Origin of the sequence: Streptomyces sp. NBC_00158 (genome assembly GCF_045160885.1) — a bacterium.
Taxonomy (GTDB): Bacteria; Actinomycetota; Actinomycetes; order Streptomycetales; family Streptomycetaceae; genus Streptomyces.
Window position 1 is genome coordinate 3728884 of the sequence record NZ_CP108161.1, and the last position, 20088, is coordinate 3748971.

A 20088-nucleotide genomic window follows, 5' to 3' on the forward strand; every position below is an offset into this window, starting at 1 on the left:
AGGTCACAGGCCGGCCGCCCGCCCGTGGAGCAGCGAGTCGGCCTGGCTGCGCAGGGTCTCGTCGACGACGCTGCCGTCGCGCAGGAAGACGACCCGGTCCGCCCAGGCGGCGAAGCGGGGTTCGTGCGTGACGAGGATGCCGGCGGCGCCGGCGTCGCAGCGGGTGCGGAGCAGCGCGAGCACGGACTCGCCGGTCTCGGAGTCGAGGGCGCCGGTGGGTTCGTCGGCCAGGACCAGGCGGCGTTCGCCGACCAGGGCACGGGCGATGGCCACCCGCTGCTGCTGGCCGCCGGACATCTCGTCGGGGAAGCGGTCGGCGAGCTGCGGCAGGCGTATCTCCTCCAGCGCTGCGAGGGCCGCGCGGCGGGCCTTGCGGGCGGAGGTCCCGTCGAGTTCGAGGGGCAGGGCCACGTTCTCGGCGGCGGTGAGGGCCGGGATCAGGTTGTAGTCCTGGAAGACGTAGCCGATGCTGCGCCGGCGCAGTGCGGCCAGCTGCCGGCGGGAGGCGGTGGTGATGTCGACGCCCTCGACCAGGACGTTGCCGCTGGTGGGGGTGTCGAGCCCGCCCGCGAGGGTGAGCAGCGTGGACTTTCCGGAGCCGGACGGGCCCATGACGGCGACGAGTTCGCCGGGGTGGACGCTGAGGTCGATCCCGCGCAGGGCGTGCACCTCGGTGGCGCCGCTGCCGTGGGTGCGGACGAGGCGGTCGAGCCGGAGTACGGGGTTGGAGCGGTGCTGGTCGGGCATGAGGGATCCCCCCTGGGACGTTCGTTCAGCCGCGCCGCGTGCGGGCGGCGGGCCTGGTGGTGCCGGTGGTGCCGGTGGTGCCGGTGGTGCCGGTGGTGCCGGTGGCGGGCGCTGCCGTCGGACCGGGTGCGTCCGCCGGACCGGCGGGCGGGTCGGCCGGGCCGAGCGCGGCCAGCCTGACGAGGCGGGTCTCGGAGTGGTCGAGCCAGCGGGCCTCGGCCTCGGTCTGGAAGATCAGCTGTTCCAGGACCAGCAGCCAGGCCAGGTCGTCGCGTTCGCGGGACCGGCCGCTCTCGATGGCGGCGAGCGCACCGGCCTTGAGCCGGGTGTAGTCCTGCATCGCCTTGAGGGTGGCGTGCCGCTGCGCCTGGATGACGGCGCGGATGTCCACGCCGGGCGCGCCCACGGCCATGGCGAGCTTGATGGACAGCTCGTCGCGGGGCGGGTTGGTGCGGTCGACGGGCCGCTCGTACCAGTCGTGCAGTTCGGTGCGGCCCTCGTCGGTGATGGCGTAGAGGGTGTGGCCGGCGTGGTCCTCGCCGCCGGGGGCGACGAGGCCGTCGCGCTCCAGGCGGCCCAGTGTGGTGTACACCTGCCCGACGTTGAGGGGCCAGGTGGAGCCGGTGCGGGATTCGAACTCGGTGCGCAGCTGGGAGCCGTAGCGGGGGCCCCGTTCCAGCAGTGCGAGAAGGCCGTGACGGATCGACATACTGAGTATGTATACCGAGTATGCTCGTCTGTGCAAACACCCCGCCCCCGGCGGCGCCGCGCTACCGGCCCCGCCGCAGCCGCACGCCCATGTAGCCGATCCCCAGTCCCATCAGGGCCAGTCCGGTGCCCAGCGGGAGCAGGTGCGCGGCCAGGTCGGCGGCCCGTTCGTTGGGCTCGGTGCCGAGCGCGGTGACGGGTGCGGTGACGGGTGCGGTGACGGCCGGCGGTGGGCTGGCCGACGCCTCCGGCCGCGGCAGGGCGGGCTCGGGCCGTTCCTGCGCCGGCTGGAGCGGGCGCGCCGGGTGGACCGGGTGCACCGGCCGTCCGGCGGCGGCGAAGGCGGGGTCGGGGGGTGCGTCGGCGGGCCGCCCGGGGCGCGCCCGCGCAACGCCCGCGGCGCTGCCGGCGAGTTCCTCGTAGGCCTCTCGCGGTACTGCCCCGGCTGCCGCCGGCAGGTTCCCCCAGGCCGCCCGGCCGGGGAGTGCGGGCGCGGCGGCGGCCGGGGTGCGGGCGGGGGTCGCGCTCGCGGGGGCGGAGGCCAGCAGCGCGGCGGCGGCCAGCGAGGCCCCGGCGGTCCAGTGCGGCGGGCGGAGGCGTCGAGTCACGGGGTGCCCCTCCCCTTCCGTGCGGCCCGGACGTCCGATGTCGGAGCGCCGCACTCAGGTTCACATGCTGGGGCAAACCAGGCATCTCGGGCGGTCCGTCAGGGTGTCCGGGACACCACTACCACCGGTCCGGCGGTACGGGGCCCGGTACGCAAGCGCCCCCGGCCGGTACGGAAGCCTCCGGCCGGCACCGAAGCGCCCCCGGCCGGTACGGAAGCGCCCGGCCGGTACGGGAAGCCCCCGGCCGAGGCAGGAGCCCCCCGGCCGAGGCGGGGCCCCCGGCCGGTACGCAAGCGCCCCCGGCCGGTACGCAAGCCCCCGGCCGGTACACAAGCCCCCGGCCCGGTACGGAAGCGCCCCCGGCCGGGCGGAGCCGGCCGGGGACGGATGCCCGCGCGGCGCCCGGACGGCGCCCGCGCCACTGCCTACTGCGGGTCGCCGGTGGAGACGACCAGCGTGAACTGCGTGCCCTCCTTGGCGACGTCCGACCCGGACGCCGGCAGCTGCTCCAGGACGGTGTCCTGGCCGTAGACGGTCTCGTCGCGGTTCTGGATCTCCAGCCTCCAGCCCGCGGCCTGGAGGCACTCCTTCACCGAGCGCAGGTTCTTGTACCGGAAGTCCGGGGCCACGACCTTGGTGGCGTCCTTGTAGGACTTGGTCGGGCTCTTGCACTTCTCCACGTCGATCGTGCGCGACGGGTCCGGTCCCTTGTGGCCGGGCTTCGCCGCGCCCGACGCGGACGCCGAGGCGGAGGACGAGGCCGCCGGGGAGGCCGTGTCGTCCTTCTTGTCGTCGTCCATGTTCAGGACCGCGATCAGACCGCCGATGGCCAGCAGGGCCACCACGATGGCCCCGACCACGACCGGGGTGTTCGTCTTCCCGCCGCCCGAGGAGGCCGCGCGGGACGGCGCCGGGGTGGGCGAGATGGTGAACGGCGGCGGGGTCTGCGGGGCGTACTGCTGCTGCGGCACCGGCGGCGGGGTGTGCGGGTACGCGTAACCGCCCTGCTGGGTCTGCTGCGGCTGGGGCTGCTGGTGCGTCTGCGGCGCGTACGGGGAGGGCGCCGGCGTCTGCGCCTGGTACGGCTGCTGGAGCGACTGCGGCGGCGGCGCCTGGAAGCCGGAGTCCACCGGCGGGAAGACGGCCGAGCCCACGCCCGCCCCGCTGCCGCCGGTCGCGGCACCAGGGACGATGACCGGGGCGCCGGTCTGGCCGGCCGACATCACGCGCATGATCTCGTCCCGCATGGCCGCGGCCGTGGGGAAGCGCTCGTTCGGGTTCTTCTTCAGCGCCCGCGCCACCAGCGCGTCCATCGCCGGGGTGATCGACCGGTTGACGGTCGACGGAGCCACCGGCTCCTCCTGGACGTGCGCGTACGCGATGGCCAGCGGCGAGTCCGCGTCGAACGGGATCCGGCCCGTCAGCAGCTGGAACAGCATGATGCCGACCGAGTACAGGTCGGAGCGGGCGTCCACGCCGCGCCCCAGCGCCTGCTCGGGCGACAGGTACTGCGGGGTGCCGACGACCATGCCGGTCTGCGTCATCGAGGTGACCCCCGACTGCATCGCGCGGGCGATGCCGAAGTCCATCACCTTGACCACGCCGCGCTTGGTCATCATCACGTTGCCGGGCTTGATGTCGCGGTGGACCAGGCCCATCTCGTGGCTGGTCTCCAGCGCGGCCAGCACGTCGGCCGTCACCTTCAGCGCCTTGTCCGCGGGCATGGCGCCGTACTGGCGCACGTCCGCGTCGAGCACCGAGCCGAGCGGCTGGCCCTCCACGTACTCCATGACGATGTACGGCATGACCGCTTCGTCCCCGCCGCCGGAGCCGAAGGTGACGGTCCCCTCGCCGGTGTCGAAGACCGAGACGATGTTGGTGTGCGACAGTTTCGCAACAGCCTGCGCCTCGCGCCGGAAGCGCTCGCGGAAGGACGCCTCGCGCCCGAGTTCGCTGTGCAGGGTCTTGATCGCGACCTGGCGGTCGAGCGCGGAGTCGTACGCGAGGTAGACCGAGGCCATGCCCCCCTCGCCCAGCAAATCCCTTAGCTGGTAACGGCCACCGGCCAGGGAGCCGCCTGCGTACCGGCCCTGCGTGCCGTCCTGGCTCATGACTGTTGCTTCCCCTCGGGCTGTTTCCCTACGCGTCTGGCTGAGCGCATGTCGCGCCCAGTCTGCCGGAGGGCAAGCACACGTCAAGCCGGTGCCCGCTGCGTGACCGCAGGCCTACGGGGCGTCTGTAGCCGAACGGTGACGGGTTCGGAGGCTGTAGCGTTCATCGGAGCACCCGATGAGGACCCACCGCTAGAGCGGACGAGAGAGACGACGGCGAGGACTGATGGCACCCGAACCCGAGGGAAACGGCGCCGGGATGGCCGACGGTCCTGAGCACTGGGGCGCCGGCGGTCTCGTGGGGGACGGCCGCTACCGGCTGACCCACCGCCTGGGCCGCGGCGGCATGGCCGAGGTGTTCGCGGCCGAGGACGTACGGCTGGGCCGCACCGTGGCCGTGAAGCTGCTCCGCGCCGACCTGGCCGAGGACCCGGTGTCCAAGGCCCGCTTCACCCGTGAGGCGCAGTCGGTCGCCGGCCTCAACCACCACGCCGTCGTCGCCGTGTACGACTCCGGCGAGGACCGGGTCGGCCCGAACGTGGTCCCGTACATCGTGATGGAGCTGGTCGAGGGCCGCACCATCCGCGAGCTCCTCATCAGTGCCGAGGCCCCCGGGCCCGAGCAGGCGCTCATCATCGTGTCGGGCGTGCTCGAAGCGCTGGCCTACTCGCACCAGCACGGCATCGTGCACCGCGACATCAAGCCCGCCAACGTCATCATCACCAACAGCGGCGCGGTGAAGGTGATGGACTTCGGCATCGCCCGCGCCCTGCACGGCGCCCAGTCGACGATGACCCAGACCGGCATGGTCATGGGCACCCCCCAGTACCTGTCGCCCGAGCAGGCCCTCGGCAAGGCCGTGGACCACCGCTCCGACCTGTACGCCACCGGCTGCCTGCTCTACGAACTCCTCGCGCTGCGGCCCCCCTTCACCGGCGAGACCCCGCTGTCGGTGGTCTACCAGCATGTCCAGGACGCGCCGGTGCCGCCCTCGCAGCTGCCCGAGGGCGGCTCGATCCCGCAGGAGCTCGACGGCCTGGTCATGCGCTCCCTCGCCAAGGACCCGGACGACCGGTTCCAGAGCGCCGAGGAGATGCGCGGGCTCGTCCAGTACGCGCTCCAGATGCTCCAGGACCAGGGGCCGAACACCGGCACCTGGAACACCGGCCCCGTCACCATGGCGCTCCCGCACGGCCAGCCTGGCGGCGCGCCCACCTCGGCGATGGGGGCCGCCCAGAACGGCGGCCCGCGCCAGCAGTACCCCTCGCACGCCACGACCTCGCAGTTCCAGCAGCCGATGGTGCCCCCGCTGAACCCGGACGACGGCACGGCCTTCCCGGGCGGCGGCAACCACGGCGGCGGCCAGGGCGGCCACGGCGGCTACGACCACTACGACAACGGCCGGCGCGGCGGCGCGTGGAAGGCGTGGCTCTTCGCGGTGCTAGCGGTCCTCGCGATCGCCGGCGGTGCCGCGTACGCCATCAAGACCGGCAATCTCGGCGTGGGCGGCGGCGGCAACAAGCCGAAGAGCAGCACCAGCTCGCCCGCCCCGTCGCAGAGCAGTGACAGCACGCCGGACACCCCGTCGACCTCGCCGAGCCCGGAGACCGGCTCGCACAACGAGGAGACGACCCGGCCGACCGCGCCCCGCACCAAGTCGACGCCGAGCACCACCCCGTCGACCCCGTCCACCCCGTCCACGTCGCCGAAGACCACCCCGCCGGTGGAACCGTCGACGAAGCCGACGCCCCCGACGGACCCGCCGACCAAGCCGACGACGCCCACCGGCGGCGGGAGCCCCGCGAACGTCGACTAGCAGACCGGTGAAAGGCCCGGAGGAAGGCCCGGAGGACGGAATTGGGCCGCCGGGCCTTTCGCGTATCCGGCGGCAGGTCAGAGGGCGTGCAGGTAAGGGCGGTCCGCAGCGCTCCCACGGCTTCCGGCGGCCTGGTTCCCGGGCAGCGTGTGCACGGTGACCAGTTGGGGTTCGATGCGCATGTAGACGGGGTCGAACACTTCTCCGTCCACGAAATGCGGACCCGGACCGAATAGTTCCAGTTCTGCCGTGGTCGGTTCGACCAGCTCCGCCGTTCCGGTGAACTGCACCGTCCACAACGCGGCCTCACCGGAATTGAAGTTGTCCGCCCCGTAGGCGACGACGCTCCCGGCGCACGCCCGGTGGTACCCGAAACCGCTGTGCATTCTCAGCACGACCCTGCCGTCCACCACGATGTGGCGGGCGACGGCGAGGAAGGGCAGCGCGCGCATGCTGGTGGCGACCCGGCCGTAGGGCACGCGGCGCAGCAGTTCGATGGCGTGGAGTTCCTCCGGTGACATGCAGCCACTCTCCGGCACCGGCGGAGTGCCGGACAGAGGATCCCGCCCCGTTGATCGGGGACGTTGGTCCCGAATTAAACCGTGCGCCCCGGGGCACCACACGGCCACGGGGCGTCACGCCGGAGAACCGGTCGAGGAACGCTCGGGGCTAGCGCTTCTCCGCCTGCAGCCGCGCCACGTACGCGGCGGCCTGGGAGCGGCGCTCCATGCCCAGCTTGGACAGCAGGCTGGAGACGTAGTTCTTGATGGTCTTCTCGGCCAGGTGCAGCCGCTCGCCGATGACCCGGTTCGTCAGGCCCTCGCCGATCAGGTCGAGGATCTTGCGCTCCTGCTCGGTGAGGTTGGCGAGCCGGTCGTCACCCTTGCCGTTCTTGCCGTCGCGCAGCCGCTCCAGCACGCGCGCGGTGGCCACGGGGTCCAGCAGCGACTTGCCGGCCGCCACGTCGCGCACGGCGCTGAGCAGCTCGTTCCCGCGGATCGCCTTGAGGACGTAGCCCGAGGCACCGGCCATGATCGCGTCGAACAGCGCCTCGTCGTCGGCGAACGAGGTGAGCATCAGGCACTTGACGTCCTCGTCCAGCGAGCGCACCTCGCGGCAGACCTCCACGCCGCTGCCGTCCGGCAGTCGTACGTCGAGCACCGCGACGTCGGGGCGGGTGGCGGGAATGCGGACCAGGGCGTCGGCGGCGGTACCGGCCTCACCGACGATCTCGATGTCCTCTTCGACCGACAAAAGCTCATGAACGCCCCGACGTACCACTTCGTGGTCGTCCAGGAGAAATACCTTGATTTTTCCGTCTTCGCGCACAAACTCATCTTCACACACTCACCTCTTCCCTGCCGCAGTTACCCGGGATAACGTGCCGTTGTTCCGGCCCCCTGCAAGGCTGTGACCAGTGGAAGTTCCCCAGGCGGCCGATTTACTTGGATATCCAAGCAAAATCGCAGGTCAAACGGGGTTTCGCAGTTATGCGTCGCACTGGGTAACGTGCTGTGCGCAGGGCACTCGCCGGGGCACCTGTCACGCCTGAATCCGTTACGCGCCGTGCACCCACCCCGTGCACGGGTACGGATACAGGTGAGCCGCACTGGTCCCCGGAGAACCCGGGTGCCGGACCGACGGAGGAGCACACGTGACCGTGGAGAGCACTGCCGCGCGCAAGCCGCGACGCAGCAGCGGCACCAAGCGGGCGGCCGGCGCGGCGAGCGCCCGCAAGACCGCCGCTGCCACCGCACAGCCGCACGACGCCGAGCCTCAGCTCGTACAACTGCTGACGCCCGAGGGTGAGAGGGTCGAGGTCGAGGGCAACCCCGACATCGCGGAATTCGCGCCCTTCGTCGCGGACATCACCACCGAGGACCTGCGGGCGCTGTACCGCGACATGGTCCTCACCCGCCGCTTCGACGGCGAGGCGACCGCGCTCCAGCGCCAGGGCGAGCTGGGCCTGTGGGCCTCGCTGCTGGGCCAGGAGGCCGCGCAGATCGGCTCCGGCCGGGCGCTCCGCGACGACGACTACGTCTTCCCGACCTATCGGGAGCACGGCGTGGCCTGGTGCCGCGGCGTCGACCCGACGAACCTGCTCGGCATGTTCCGCGGTGTGAACCACGGCGGCTGGGACCCGACCACCAACAACTTCCACCTGTACACGATCGTCATCGGCTCGCAGACGCTGCACGCCACCGGCTACGCCATGGGCGTGGCCAAGGACGGCGCCGACTCGGCCGTGATCGCGTACTTCGGCGACGGCGCGTCCAGCCAGGGCGACGTCATGGAGGCCTTCAACTTCTCCGCCGTCTACAACTCCCCCGTGGTGTTCTTCTGCCAGAACAACCAGTGGGCGATCTCCGAGCCGACCGAGCGCCAGATGCGCGTGCCGCTCTACCAGCGCGCGCAGGGCTTCGGCTTCCCCGGCATCCGCGTCGACGGCAACGACGTCCTGGCCTGCCTCGCGGTCACCCGCTGGGCGCTGGACCGCGCCCGCCGCGGCGAGGGCCCGGCCCTGATCGAGGCGTTCACGTACCGCATGGGTGCCCACACCACCTCCGACGACCCGACCAAGTACCGGCTCGACGAGGAGACGGCGGCCTGGGAGGCGAAGGACCCGATCCTGCGCCTGAAGGCCCACCTGCTGGCCTCCGGCGGCGCCGACGAGGCGTTCTTCGAGGAGCTGGAGGCCGAGAGCGAGACCATGGGCAAGCGGGTGCGCGAGGTCGTGCGCGCCATGCCCGACCCCGACACCATGGCGATCTTCGAGAACGTCTACGCGGACGGGCACGCGCTCGTCGACGAGGAGCGCGCCCAGTTCGCCGCCTACCTCGCGTCCTTCGAGGAGGGTCACTGATGGCTGTCGAGAAGATGTCGATCGCTAAGGCGCTCAACGAGTCGCTCCGCAAGGCCCTGGAGACGGACCCCAAGGTCCTGATCATGGGTGAGGACGTCGGCAAGCTGGGCGGTGTCTTCCGCATCACCGACGGGCTCCAGAAGGACTTCGGCGAGGAGCGGGTCATCGACACCCCGCTCGCCGAGTCCGGCATCGTCGGCACCGCCATCGGCCTGGCCCTGCGCGGCTACCGGCCGGTCGTGGAGATCCAGTTCGACGGGTTCGTCTTCCCCGCGTACGACCAGATCGTCACGCAGCTCGCGAAGATGCACGCCCGCGCCCTCGGCAAGATCAAGCTGCCGGTCGTCGTGCGCATCCCGTACGGCGGCGCGATCGGCGCCGTCGAGCACCACAGCGAGTCCCCCGAGGCGCTCTTCGCGCACGTGCCGGGCCTGAAGGTGGTCTCCCCGTCGAACGCCGCCGACGCCTACTGGATGCTCCAGCAGGCGATCCTCAGCGACGACCCGGTGATCTTCTTCGAGCCGAAGCGCCGCTACTGGGACAAGGGCGAGGTCGACACCGAGGCCATCCCCGGCGAGCTGCACAAGTCGCGCGTCGTCCGCTCCGGCACGGACCTCACCCTGGCCGCCTACGGCCCGATGGTGAAGGTCTGCCTGGAGGCCGCCGCCGCGGCCGCCGAGGAGGGCAAGTCGGTGGAGGTCCTGGACCTGCGCTCGATGTCCCCGATCGACTTCGACGGCATCCAGGCCTCCGTGGAGCGCACCCGCCGCCTGGTCGTGGTCCACGAGGCCCCGGTCTTCCTCGGTACCGGCGCGGAGATCGCCGCCCGCATCACCGAGCGGTGCTTCTACCACCTGGAGGCCCCGGTGCTGCGCGTCGGCGGCTTCCACGCCCCGTACCCGCCGGCCCGCCTGGAGGACGAGTACCTGCCCGGCCTGGACCGCGTGCTCGACGCCGTCGACCGCTCGCTGGCGTACTGAGGAGATCAGCGCGATGACGATCCGCGAATTCAAGATGCCCGACGTGGGCGAGGGCCTGACCGAGGCCGAGATCCTCAAGTGGTACGTCCAGCCGGGTGACACGGTCACCGACGGGCAGGTCGTCTGCGAGGTGGAGACCGCGAAGGCGGCCGTGGAGCTGCCGATCCCCTTCGACGGGGTGGTGCACGCGCTGCTCTTCGAGGAGGGCGTGACGGTCGACGTAGGCCAGGTCATCATCTCCGTCGAGACCGGTGAGGCCGGCGGCGGTGCGGCCGAGGCCCCGGTGGCGGCCGTCGCTGCCGCCGCCCCGGCGGTCTCGGAGGCCGCCGAGGAGCCGGCGCCCGAGGGCCGCCAGCCCGTGCTGGTCGGCTACGGGGTGTCCCAGGCCTCCAGCAAGCGCCGCCCGCGCAAGGCCCCCGCGGCAGCCGTCGCGGCCCCGGTGGCGGCGGTGCCGGCCCCGGCCGCGCCGGTCGCCCCGGCCGCCGCGCCCGTCGTGCCCGCTCCGGCCGCGCCCCAGAACGGCACCGCGTACGCCAACGGCAACGGCGTCGCCGCCGGTGAGCGCCCGCTGGCCAAGCCCCCGGTGCGCAAGCTCGCCAAGGACCTCGGCATCGACCTGGCCGTGGTGGTCCCCACCGGTGACGGCGGGGTCGTGACCCGGGAGGACGTGCACGCCGCCGCGGCGGCCGCGCTCGCCCCGCAGGCCCCCGTCCAGGCCCCGGCCCCGGTGGCCGCGCCCGCACCGGCCGCGCCCGCACCGGCTGCGGCTCCCGCCGTGGCGGCCGTGGCCGTGGCGGCTCCGGACGCGCGGGAGACCCGTATCCCGGTCAAGGGCGTCCGCAAGGTCACCGCGCAGGCCATGGTCGGCTCCGCGTTCACCGCGCCGCACGTCACGGAGTTCATCACCCTCGACGTGACCCGCACGATGAAGCTGGTCCAGGAGCTCAAGGAGGACCCGGACCTCTCGGGCCTGCGGATCAACCCGCTCCTCCTGATCGCCAAGGCCGTCCTCATCGCCGTCCGCCGCAACCCGGAGGTCAACGCCTCCTGGGACGAGGCGGCCCAGGAGATCGTGCTCAAGCACTACGTCAACCTGGGGATCGCGGCGGCCACCCCGCGCGGCCTGATCGTCCCGAACATCAAGGACGCCCACGCCAAGAGCCTGGCGGAGCTGTCGACGGGCCTGTCCGAGCTGGTCGCCACGGCCCGCGAGGGCAAGACCTCCCCGGCCGACATGCAGAACGGCACCCTCACCATCACCAACGTCGGCGTCTTCGGCGTCGACACCGGTACGCCCATCCTGAACCCCGGCGAGTCCGCGATCCTCGCGGTCGGCGCGATCAAGCTCCAGCCGTGGGTCCACAAGGGCAAGGTGAAGCCGCGCCAGGTCACCACCCTGGCGCTGTCCTTCGACCACCGCCTCATCGACGGTGAGCTCGGCTCCAAGTTCCTCGCGGACATCGCGGCGGTACTGGAGCACCCGCGCCGGCTGATCACCTGGTCCTAGCGCGTCCCGGGCGGCAAGAACCCCCGATGGCCGGTCCCTCCTCCGCGGGACCGGCCATCGGGCGTTTCCGCGGCCCCCCCCGGGGGAAAACCCCTGGTCAAGGCCGGGGGCCGGTGTGATCATCGGCGTGATGAGATTTCGCGCTGCCACCGCAGACCCCGCAGACCTCGACCGCGCCACGGCCCACCCGGCCGACGGCCCCGTCGCCGCCCTGACCCCCGACCGGATCCGCGAGGAGTTCGCGGGGAACCGGATGCGCCCCGAGTGGACCTGGTTCGCCGAGGACGCGGACGGCCGGGTGCTGGCCCGGGCCCTGTGGTGGGGGCGCGCCGACAGCGGGCGGCCGATCGCCCTCGACTGCCTCCAGGTCCGCGACGGGGTCGCCGATCCGGCCGCCCTGGCCGCCGCCCTGCTGGAGGCGGGGCACGCCGCCTTCGGCAAGCGGCCGGGCTACAACGTCTCCCTGCCCCGCGACTGGCGGGCCCGCCCCGACGTCGCCGCGGCGGTGGCCTGGCGGCAGGAGGCCGCGTACCGGGCCGGTCTGACGCGGGAGATCGAGCGCCTGCGCTACGAGTGGACACCGGCCGCCGGGACGGCGGAGCCGACCGGGAGGCTCGTCTTCCGCGAGGGCGCGGACGAGGAGTTCCTGGACGCCTTCGCGCGGCTCTCGCGCGGCAGCCTCGACCTGGCCACCCAGCACGAGCTCGCGGACCTGAGCGAGGAGGAACTGGCCCGCGAGGACTTCGAGTTCTACCGGGACTGCCCCGGCGAGCGTTCCTGGTGGCGCCTGGCCCACCTCCCCGACGGCACCCTCGCGGGGCTCGCGATCCCCTCCGCGACGCCCTACCACCGCAACGTCGGCTACCTGGGCGTGGTCCCCGAACAGCGCGGCAGGGGCCTGATCGACGAGGTCCTCGCCGAGATCACCCGCTTCCACGCGGGCGAGGGCGCCGAGCGGATCACGGCGACCACCGACACCGTGAACCTCCCGATGGCCGCCGCCTTCGACCGGGCCGGCTACGAGGTCACCGAGATCCGCCTCGTCCTGGAGGCCCCGCCCGGCAGTTGAGGCGGTAGCCTCCCGGCCATGCCGTTCGCCGAGTTGCAGGTGTACCGCGTGGAGCAGGCCGACGTCACCGGCGGGGTCTGCCTCGTGCGGTGCGTCGGCGGCACGGCGCGGGCCGGGCAGGTGTACGCGGCCGGGGAGTCACGCCTCTGGCTGCGCGGGATAGAACGCCACGGACGCCACGCCGACTCCTTCGGCGCGGGCCACACCGCGCGGGTCCGCCTGGCGGGCGCCGTCGTCGCGCTGCTGAGCCGGGGCCAGGTGCTGACCCGCGTGCCCCCGGACGGGCACGGCCTGGCGGAGCTGGAGGCCTGGCTGGCCACCGGGCCGCCGCTGACGGACGAGCCGCACCCGCGCACCCTGCGCAGCCTCGCGGTGGGCGGGATGCAGGACGACCGGCTGCCGGACGCGGCGCGGCTGCGCTGGGGCCGGCTGGCGGTGGCGGCGGCGTACCGCTGCGCGGCGGCGGAGGGCGCGTCCGACCTGGTGCGGGGGATCGACCTGGCCTTCGTACGCGGCTACCTGCTACGGGAGTTCGGGCCCGGGCGCGGCGGCGACCCGGCCGCCGTGTGCCGGGAGACGCTCGCGCTGGTGGACCTCACCCCGGCGGAGGCGGCGGCGCGGGCCCGTGTCTGGCGGGAGCTGCCGCGCGCCGAGATCGTGCACCTGCGCCACCTCAAGAACCTGCTGCGCTGGACGGGCGCCGCCCGGCCGCACCTGGTGGACGGCGACCCGCTGGCGGTGGCGCTGGACGCCTGGTCGCGGGTGCGTCCAGGGCTGCCCTAGGCGCGGTCCGGGCCGGGGTCGTCATCCGGCCCGGTAGGCGCGCGCGAATGCGGCCACCCCGCCGTTGATGAGCCGTTCGGTCTCCTCCTCGGCCAGGGGCAGGAGGCCGTAGTGGGACTGCTGCACGATCTGGTGCGCGGTCAGGGCGGTGAAGTGGATGCCGGCGAGGTCCGCGTCGCCGTGCACGTCGATGAGCCCGGCGGCGTCGAGGCCCGCCATCGCCTCGGCGAGGGCGCGGGCGACGGGCCGCGGTCCGGCCTCCTTCCACGCCTCCAGCACGTCGGCCGGCACGTGGTTGACCTCGGCGTGGATGTGCCGGACCAGGGCGAAGTGGTCGGAGTGCTCGAACATCACGCAGACCAGGGCGCGGGCGAGGGCCGTCAGATCGCGTTCCAGGTTGTCCGGGTGGGGCGGGCGTCCGGGGTCGAACAGGGCTCGCACCTTGGCGATGTGGGTGTCGCGCACCTCCCCCGAGGTCCAGGTGACGACGGTGGCGAAGAGCTCGGCCTTGCCGCCCGGGAAGTGGTTGTAGAGCGTCCGGGTGGAGACGCCCGCGGCTTCCGCGAGCGCGTCGACGGAGGCGCGCGCGTACCCCTCGCGGCCGAAGACGGCACAGGCCGCTTTCGCCATGGCGATCCGCTTGGCCAGCTTCCGCGGCGGGATCCCGGGCTGTACCTCTGCTGCGCGGGCGTCCGATTCCCGGGTGCCGTCGCTGCCGTCCACACCAGCCTCCTCAATTTCTTACAACGAGCGTTGCAGTTTTTACAACGACCGTTGTAGTTTACCGGAGCGGCGGCCGCACCGGGCGGCCGGTCCGCTGTCCAAGGGGGATCATCATGTCCGTCAGCGAAACAGTCCTGGACGAGCCGCTGCGCGTGGCCGTCGTCATCGGGAGCGTCCGCGAGGGCCGCCGGGGCCCCGCCGTCACCGACTGGTTCCTGGGCTCCGCAGCCGCCCACCACAGCGGCCTGGAATTCGACGTCGTCGACCTCGCCGACGTACCGCTCCCGCTGGCCATGCCCGACTGGGGCGGCTCCCCGGACCCGGCGGCCGCCGCCGCCCTCGCCGAGGTCAGCCCGCGCCTCGCCGCCGCCGACGCCTTCGTGTTCGTCACCCCCGAGTACAACCACAGCTTCCCGGCCGTACTGAAGAACCTCATCGACTGGCACCGCCGGCAGTGGCACGCCAAGCCCGTCGGCTTCGTCTCGTACGGCGGGGCCGGCGGCGGCCTGCGCGCCGTGGAGCAGCTCCGGCTGGTCTTCGCCGAACTGCACGCCGTCTCCGTACGCGACTCCGTGAGCCTGCACGGCCCGTGGTCCGGGCTCGGACAGGACGGCGCCCCGCGCGACGGGGTCGTCACCGAGAGCGCCGCCAAGAACATGCTCGACCAACTGGACTGGTGGGGCCGGGCGCTGCGCACGGCGCGCGCGGACCGCCCCTACGAGGCCTGAGGGAACCGGACGCCATGAGCACCGCACCCGCATCCGCCTCCGCGACCTCCCGCGAGGCGGCACCCCCCGGCCCCGGGGCGTTAGGGAAGACGATCGCCGTCGTCATCACCGGCTCGGTGATGGCCGTCCTCGACATGACGATCGTCAACGTGGCCCTCGGCAGGCTCTCCACGGCCTTCCACGCCCCGCTGGAGACCATCCAGTGGACCGCCACCGCCTACACCCTCGCACTCGCCGCCGTCATCCCGGCGGCGGCCTGGGCCATGGGCCGGATCGGCGCCAAGCGCGCCTACCTGACCGCACTCGTCCTGTTCACCCTGGGCTCGCTGCTCGCCGCCTGCGCCTGGAACGCGAGCAGCCTGATCGCCTTCCGCGCCGTCCAGGGACTGGGCGGCGGGCTGCTGATGCCGGTGGGCATGACCATGGTGATGCGCAACGCCGACCGGGCCCGGATGGGACGGGCGATGGCCCTGCTCGGGCTGCCGATCCTGGTCGGCCCGGTCGCCGGGCCGATGCTCGGCGGATGGCTCGTCGACTCCGCCTCCTGGCAGTGGATCTTCCTGGTCAACCTGCCCGTCGGCGTGGCCGCCCTGGTGCTCGCGGCGAAGCTCCTCGCGCCCGACGCCCCCGCCGACCCGGCGTCGGCGCCCCGGCTGGACGTCCCCGGGCTGCTGATGCTCTCGCCTGGGCTGGCCCTGCTGCTGTTCGGGCTGTCCCGGGGCGGCGAGGCCGGGGACTTCACCGCCCCCGGCGTGCTGCTGCCCACGCTGGCGGGCGCCGTGCTGGCCGCAGGGTTCGTCCGGCGGGCGCTGCGGGTGCGCGAACCGCTGCTGGACCTGAGGCTGCTGCGCGACCGGACCTTCGCCGCCGGCATCGTCACCCTCGCCCTCTTCACCTGCGGCTACTTCGGGTCGATGCTGCTGGGCCCGATGTACTTCCAGCAAGGGCGCGGCCTGAGCGCGAGCGCGGCCGGCCTGCTCGTCGCCCCCGTCGGGCTCGCCGTCGGCGTGACCATGCAGATCGCCTCGCGGCGCGTCGACAAGGTCGCGCCGCGCAGGCTGATCCCGGCCGGGGCGGCCGTGGGGGCCCTGGGCATGGCGGCGACCGCCCTGCTGACCGGCACCGACGGGGTACCGGTCTGGCAGGTGGTCGGCGCGGGCCTGGTCATGGGCGTCGGCGCCGGGATCGTGCTCATGCCGACGATGACCACCGCCAGCCGTGACCTGCCCGGCGAGCGCATGGCCGCGGCGAGCACCGCCCTCAGCATCAACTCCCAGCTGTGGGCCTCGGTGGGGACGGCGCTGCTGTCCGTCCTCCTCGGCGGGGCGGGCGTGGGCCCGGCCGGCTTCCGCCTCGCCTACGGAGCCGCGGCGGTCCTGCTGGCCCTGGCCGCGATCCCGGCACTGCGGCTGCCGGGGCGGCGCGCCTAGGCGTCGGCCTTCGCGGCGTTGCCGAGCACCTTGGACGGGGTGATGCGCACGACCACGCGCACCGCTCCGTCGGAGGCGTCCCCGTACTCCTTGCCGGCCCCCGGCCCGAGGTACTCCTCGGCGATGCGGACGGCGACGGCCCGGCCGGTGTCCTCGGAGAGGGTGGCGGTGCCGCGGATCTCCGCGTAGACGTAGGGGTTGGCGAGGTCGAAGACGGTCAGGCCGACCCGCTCGTCGCGGGCGATGTTCCGCTCCTTGCGGCGGCCGCGCTCGGTGGACACGAGCAGGTCGTCGCCGTCCCGGGACACCCAGACCACGGAACTCTGCGGACTGCCGTCGGGGTTGAGGGTGGACAGGACCGCGGGGTGGGGGGAGTCGAGCAGCTGTCGTACGGTCTCGTTCAGCGCAATCGTCATACCGGTCAAGGTAGTTGGCGGGCGCTGCGACCCCACGTCCTTTTGCGGCGGCCCGCACCTACTACCCGAAGTCGGCCCCGGGGGCCGTCAGTCCCAGGGGATGTTGCGGTACGGGCTGGCCGGATCGGTGGTGAGGGTCAGGTGGGTGGCCAGCGAGGACCCGTACCAGCGCCCGAACTCCTCCTCGTCGAAGTGCAGGCAGCGCCCCAGCGCGTACCCGGCGGAGAACTCCTCCCACGAGCGGTACGCCTTCCGGGCCGCCGCGCCGGCCCGGAGCACGGCCCGCTCGGCGTCCTCCAGGGTCCCGTACCGGGTGGCGAGCCCCCAGCGGGCCATCTGGGAGGCGCGGCCGAGGTCCCAGGCGTGCACCGAGCGCACCCAGCCGTCCTCGGGGAGCAGCCCGTCGGCCCGGAAGCGCTGCTCGTAGCGGGCTATCCGGCCGATGAGCCGCCGCACCCCGGCTATCTCCCCCTCGACCTCCGCCACGGGGCGGGGCGCGGCCACGGTCACCCCGTCCGGGGTGAGCTGCGGCTCGGCGGCCTTCTCGGCACCGTGCCGCAGGCTCGCCTCGGCGGCGTGGCGCCAGTGCTCGACGTCGACGGGCCCGGCGAAGTCGGAGACCAGCAGCCGGCGCACGCGCAGCGCGTACTCCCAGACGGGGCTGACGGTCTCGGCGTCCAGCATCCGCTGGAGCACGTCGAACCAGCCGGCGGTGTCCGTGACGCCCCAGGACTTGCGCAGCCGCTCGCGTTCGTGGGTGTAGCCGTTGCCGTGGTGGGCGAGGGAGTTCCAGAACTCCCCGTTGGAAACGGCGAGGTGGGCCCCGACGGCCAGCCCGTGCGCGACGGGCCCGTGCAGCGGCCCGCCGGTGTGCAGGGCGTGCAGGGTGCCGGGGGTCAGGCCCCAGGAGGGGGCGGCGTCCCAGTGGGCGCGCCAGCGGGCGCGGTCGGCGGGGGTGGTGGTGAGGTACGCCTCGGCGGGCGTGCCGGGGTTCACGGCCAGGTGGGCGGGGTCCCGGTGGTCCCAGGCGTTCGCGAACCAGGCGAGGCTCTGGCGCAGGAACACGGTGTCCGGGCCGGGGGCCGGGAGCACGCCCCGGGTGTAGACGGCGAGCCCGGCGGGGCCGGGGTGGAAGCGGGCCGCGCGGGGGTCGGAGTCGACGTCGGCGCGGGCCTGCGGCAGGAACAGCTCGGCACGCGCCAGGGCGTCGAGGTAGCCCGGCCAGTCGCCGCGCCGCTTCGCCTCGTGCAACTCCCTCTCGATCGCACTCGGCGCCGTCCAGCCATCCATATGGGGGACCTTATACGGGCCCCGGGAGCGCGCACTCGGCCCACACGGTCTTCCCGACCACCCGCTGTGACGCCCCCCACCGCTGGGCGACGGCTTCCACGACCGCGAGTCCGCGCCCGTACTGCTCCTCGTCGGACACCGCCCGGGGCTCGGGCCACCGCTCGCCCTTCGGATCGGTGACCGCGATGCGGAGCACTGCTCCGTCGAGCTGCACCTCGACCCGGATGTACCGGTCCCGGACCGCCCCGTGCAGCAGCGCGTTGGTGACGAGCTCGCTGGTCAGCAGGGCCACGTCCGAGGCCACCCGGGGCTCCCCCCACGCCACGGCCAGCCACGCGGCCCACCGCCGGGCGGCGGGTACGGAGTCCTGGCGGGGCGGGTAGTTGCGTACGCCGTAGCGGGTGAGGGTGTGCTCGGTGGTCATGGCACCTCCTGGTCGGGCGGTGGCTCTGTCGGCTCCCGTGTCGCGGGCGTGCCGGTGCGCTTCCGCCAACTCTGCTTGTGTAGTGAGCAGTTCGTCACCGACGGTAGGGGTGGCTGCGGCGCGGGAGCAAGCTGTTCGGGGAAAAGTTTCCCCGTGTGGGTGATGGGGTGTCGACTTGCCCTCGCCAGGCGCGAAACTGGCACGGTGAACGGTGGAAGGCGAACAGACCAGGGCAACCGGACCTCAACGGTGCTGGGCCGTCGGCTGGGTGGTGAGCTGTACAAGCTCCGTACGGCGGCGCGCAAGACGCAGCAACAGGCGGCGCAGGCGATCACCGCCACCACGACCAAAGTCACCAAGATGGAGAGCGGTTGGGTCCCGATGCGGGATCCGGACATCCGGGTGCTGTGCGAGTTCTACGGCGTGACCGACGCGGAGGTCGTGGGCGGTCTGCTGGACCTGGCCCGGCTGGACCGCGAACGCCGCAAGGCCAAGGGCTGGTGGCACCAGATGCCCATGGTCGGCGGACTCGGCGAGTACATCGCGATGGAAGAGGTCGCCACCCGCATCCGCACCTGGCAGCCGGCCCTCGTTCCCGGACTGCTTCAGACCCCTGAGTACATCAGGGCCTTGGGCGTCACCTCGAAGTGGTCGCATCCGGACGAGATCGAGGCGATGGTGACCTCACGGGTCAAGAGGCAGGCGCGACTGCGGGTCGAGCAGCCGATGGAGCTGCACGCCGTGCTGTGGGAGGCCGCCTTGCGGCATCAGGTCGGCAGCGGTCAGGTCATGCGCGCACAGCTCGACCACCTGGTGGAGATGGCGCAACTCCCCCATGTGCACGTCCAGGTTCTGCCCTTCCTGGCGGGGAGGCATCACGGTGCCAAGAGCTCGTTCAGCATCCTCTCGTTCGCGGAGCCCGGAGCACTGGACGTCTCCTACGCGGAGGCCATCGGCTCTACCCTGTGGGCAGAAGGGGCGGAAGCCAATGCGGCCTACGTCACCGTGTTCGAGCAGGTTTCACGGCTGAGCCTTGCACCGCGCGACTCGGTGGACCTGATCGACGCCATCCGCAAAGGTGCGTAAGACCGTGAGCCAGTTCGAGTTCGTGAAGTCCAGCTACAGCGACGACCAGGCCGACTCCGAGTGCGTCGAAGTGGCCGTGAACGTGCCCGGCACGGTCGCGGTTCGGGACAGCAAGCAGACGCGCGGCCCCGTCATCGAGGTCACCCCCACCGCCTGGGCGGCCTTCGCGGGGTCGCGTTGAGCACCAGCGGCGGGATAACCGTCTACTGGCGGCCCGGCTGCGTCTTCTGCATGAAGCTCTGGAGCCAGCTCCGCCTGACCGGCACCCCCTACCGCCCCGTGAACATCTGGCGGGACGCCGACGCGGCGGCGTTCGTCCGCAGCGTCAACGACGGCAACGAGACGGTCCCCACGGTCCGCGTCGTCTCCCCCTCGGGGGAGGAGTCGGTCCTGACCAACCCGAGCCTGGCCCAGGTCCGCGCGGCCCTGGCGGCGGGCTAGCACTCGTAGCCGTGGGGGACGCCCAGAACCGCGACGAACACCCACACCATCGCGGCGGAGCCGGCCAGGCCTGTGAGGAGGGCGACGGCCGTGTTCCGAGGGCCGACGCAGCCGAGTGCCGCGCCCCACCACGCCAGGGCGAGCAGCACGAGGAAGGCCCCGTAGAGCAGCAGGGCGAAGCCGTTGGCCGAGGCGTTGACGCCGACGTCGCACGCCCGCCAGGCGGCCGCCAGCAGCTTGATGCCGACCAGGCCGGTGGCCAGCCCGGCCACGGGTATGAGCACACAGCCGCCCCACTGCCCCCGCGTCATCGCGGTCCCCCCGTTGTCAGTGGCCCCTGCTAGCTTCCGCGTTGGGA

Annotated in this window: 22 protein-coding genes; 11 read left to right on the plus strand and 11 right to left on the minus strand. The window is 73.0% G+C overall.

Translation table 11 applies throughout. From position 1 onward, the window contains the following. Window positions 1-3: 3 nt before the first annotated feature. From OG553_RS17150 to OG553_RS17165, 4 genes are all read right to left on the minus strand, one after another. Window positions 4-747 (minus strand): ABC transporter ATP-binding protein, encoded by a 744-nt coding sequence (locus OG553_RS17150; RefSeq protein WP_405979802.1) that lies wholly within the window; start codon window positions 745-747, stop codon window positions 4-6. 25 nt (window positions 748-772) lie between these two features. Then, complete coding sequence (locus OG553_RS17155; RefSeq protein WP_405979803.1) at window positions 773-1456, minus strand: PadR family transcriptional regulator; 684 nt, start codon at window positions 1454-1456, stop codon at window positions 773-775. 61 nt (window positions 1457-1517) lie between these two features. Next, window positions 1518-2063, minus strand: coding sequence for a hypothetical protein (locus tag OG553_RS17160; protein ID WP_405979804.1), 546 nt, complete (start codon window positions 2061-2063; stop codon window positions 1518-1520). A 425-nt stretch (window positions 2064-2488) separates the two neighbouring features. Then, on the minus strand, window positions 2489-4174 hold the full coding sequence (locus tag OG553_RS17165; protein WP_405979805.1) for a protein kinase domain-containing protein: 1686 nt from the start codon (window positions 4172-4174) through the stop codon (window positions 2489-2491). A 226-nt stretch (window positions 4175-4400) separates the two neighbouring features. Here OG553_RS17165 and OG553_RS17170 point away from each other — a divergent pair, with 226 nt between their 5' ends. Next, entirely contained in the window at window positions 4401-5990 is a 1590-nt protein-coding gene (locus tag OG553_RS17170) for a protein kinase domain-containing protein (protein ID WP_405979806.1), read from the plus strand. 77 nt (window positions 5991-6067) lie between these two features. Here the strand turns inward: OG553_RS17170 and OG553_RS17175 are convergent, their stop codons facing one another. Further along, window positions 6068-6511, minus strand: coding sequence for a pyridoxamine 5'-phosphate oxidase family protein (locus tag OG553_RS17175; RefSeq protein WP_405979807.1), 444 nt, complete (start codon window positions 6509-6511; stop codon window positions 6068-6070). A 148-nt stretch (window positions 6512-6659) separates the two neighbouring features. Further along, entirely contained in the window at window positions 6660-7319 is a 660-nt protein-coding gene (locus tag OG553_RS17180; RefSeq protein ID WP_405979808.1) for a response regulator, read from the minus strand. A 325-nt stretch (window positions 7320-7644) separates the two neighbouring features. Here OG553_RS17180 and pdhA point away from each other — a divergent pair, with 325 nt between their 5' ends. The 5 genes from pdhA to OG553_RS17205 all read left to right on the plus strand — a co-directional run bounded on the left by pdhA (window position 7645) and on the right by OG553_RS17205 (window position 13192). Next, window positions 7645-8853 (plus strand): pyruvate dehydrogenase (acetyl-transferring) E1 component subunit alpha, encoded by a 1209-nt coding sequence (pdhA, locus tag OG553_RS17185; RefSeq protein ID WP_405979809.1) that lies wholly within the window; start codon window positions 7645-7647, stop codon window positions 8851-8853. Beyond that, window positions 8853-9833, plus strand: a complete 981-nt coding sequence (locus OG553_RS17190) for an alpha-ketoacid dehydrogenase subunit beta (RefSeq protein WP_405979810.1) — start codon at window positions 8853-8855, stop codon at window positions 9831-9833. The genes pdhA and OG553_RS17190 overlap by 1 nt, the downstream gene beginning before the upstream one ends. Window positions 9834-9846: 13 nt before the next feature. Next, complete coding sequence (locus OG553_RS17195) at window positions 9847-11340, plus strand: dihydrolipoamide acetyltransferase family protein (RefSeq protein ID WP_405979811.1); 1494 nt, start codon at window positions 9847-9849, stop codon at window positions 11338-11340. Between the two features lie 130 nt (window positions 11341-11470). Beyond that, window positions 11471-12409, plus strand: a complete 939-nt coding sequence (locus OG553_RS17200; RefSeq protein WP_405979812.1) for a GNAT family N-acetyltransferase — start codon at window positions 11471-11473, stop codon at window positions 12407-12409. Window positions 12410-12427: 18 nt separating this feature from the next. Then, window positions 12428-13192 (plus strand): hypothetical protein, encoded by a 765-nt coding sequence (locus OG553_RS17205; protein WP_405979813.1) that lies wholly within the window; start codon window positions 12428-12430, stop codon window positions 13190-13192. Window positions 13193-13213: 21 nt separating this feature from the next. Here OG553_RS17205 and OG553_RS17210 read toward each other — a convergent pair whose 3' ends face one another. Further along, a complete protein-coding gene (locus tag OG553_RS17210) occupies window positions 13214-13915 on the minus strand; it encodes a TetR/AcrR family transcriptional regulator (protein ID WP_405979814.1) in 702 nt (233 codons plus the stop codon). Between the two features lie 113 nt (window positions 13916-14028). Here OG553_RS17210 and OG553_RS17215 point away from each other — a divergent pair, with 113 nt between their 5' ends. After that, a complete protein-coding gene (locus OG553_RS17215) occupies window positions 14029-14643 on the plus strand; it encodes an NADPH-dependent FMN reductase (protein WP_405979815.1) in 615 nt (204 codons plus the stop codon). Window positions 14644-14657: 14 nt separating this feature from the next. After that, entirely contained in the window at window positions 14658-16073 is a 1416-nt protein-coding gene (locus tag OG553_RS17220) for a DHA2 family efflux MFS transporter permease subunit (RefSeq protein WP_405979816.1), read from the plus strand. Here OG553_RS17220 and OG553_RS17225 read toward each other — a convergent pair. The 3 genes from OG553_RS17225 to OG553_RS17235 all read right to left on the minus strand — a co-directional run bounded on the left by OG553_RS17225 (window position 16070) and on the right by OG553_RS17235 (window position 18203). Beyond that, complete coding sequence (locus tag OG553_RS17225) at window positions 16070-16489, minus strand: PPOX class F420-dependent oxidoreductase (protein WP_405979817.1); 420 nt, start codon at window positions 16487-16489, stop codon at window positions 16070-16072. The two genes, OG553_RS17220 and OG553_RS17225, sit on opposite strands and share 4 nt — an antisense overlap. Before the next feature lie 87 nt (window positions 16490-16576). Then, window positions 16577-17779 (minus strand): DUF1266 domain-containing protein, encoded by a 1203-nt coding sequence (locus OG553_RS17230; RefSeq protein WP_405979818.1) that lies wholly within the window; start codon window positions 17777-17779, stop codon window positions 16577-16579. A 10-nt stretch (window positions 17780-17789) separates the two neighbouring features. Further along, window positions 17790-18203, minus strand: coding sequence for an ATP-binding protein (locus tag OG553_RS17235; protein ID WP_405979819.1), 414 nt, complete (start codon window positions 18201-18203; stop codon window positions 17790-17792). A 204-nt stretch (window positions 18204-18407) separates the two neighbouring features. On the opposite strand from OG553_RS17235, the gene OG553_RS17240 reads away from it, so the two are divergent. Genes OG553_RS17240 through OG553_RS17250 form a run of 3 tightly spaced genes read left to right on the plus strand, consistent with a single transcriptional unit; the run spans window position 18408 to window position 19730 of the window. Continuing rightward, complete coding sequence (locus tag OG553_RS17240) at window positions 18408-19289, plus strand: DUF5753 domain-containing protein (RefSeq protein ID WP_405979820.1); 882 nt, start codon at window positions 18408-18410, stop codon at window positions 19287-19289. A 4-nt stretch (window positions 19290-19293) separates the two neighbouring features. After that, window positions 19294-19470, plus strand: coding sequence for a DUF397 domain-containing protein (locus tag OG553_RS17245; protein ID WP_405979821.1), 177 nt, complete (start codon window positions 19294-19296; stop codon window positions 19468-19470). Next, window positions 19467-19730 (plus strand): glutaredoxin domain-containing protein, encoded by a 264-nt coding sequence (locus OG553_RS17250; RefSeq protein WP_405979822.1) that lies wholly within the window; start codon window positions 19467-19469, stop codon window positions 19728-19730. The genes OG553_RS17245 and OG553_RS17250 overlap by 4 nt, the downstream gene beginning before the upstream one ends. On the opposite strand, the gene OG553_RS17255 is transcribed toward OG553_RS17250, so the two are convergent. Further along, window positions 19727-20041 carry a hypothetical protein gene (locus OG553_RS17255; protein ID WP_405979823.1) on the minus strand — a complete coding sequence of 105 codons (315 nt, stop codon included), beginning with the start codon at window positions 20039-20041 and terminating at the stop codon, window positions 19727-19729. The two genes, OG553_RS17250 and OG553_RS17255, sit on opposite strands and share 4 nt — an antisense overlap. Window positions 20042-20088 lie beyond the last annotated feature (47 nt).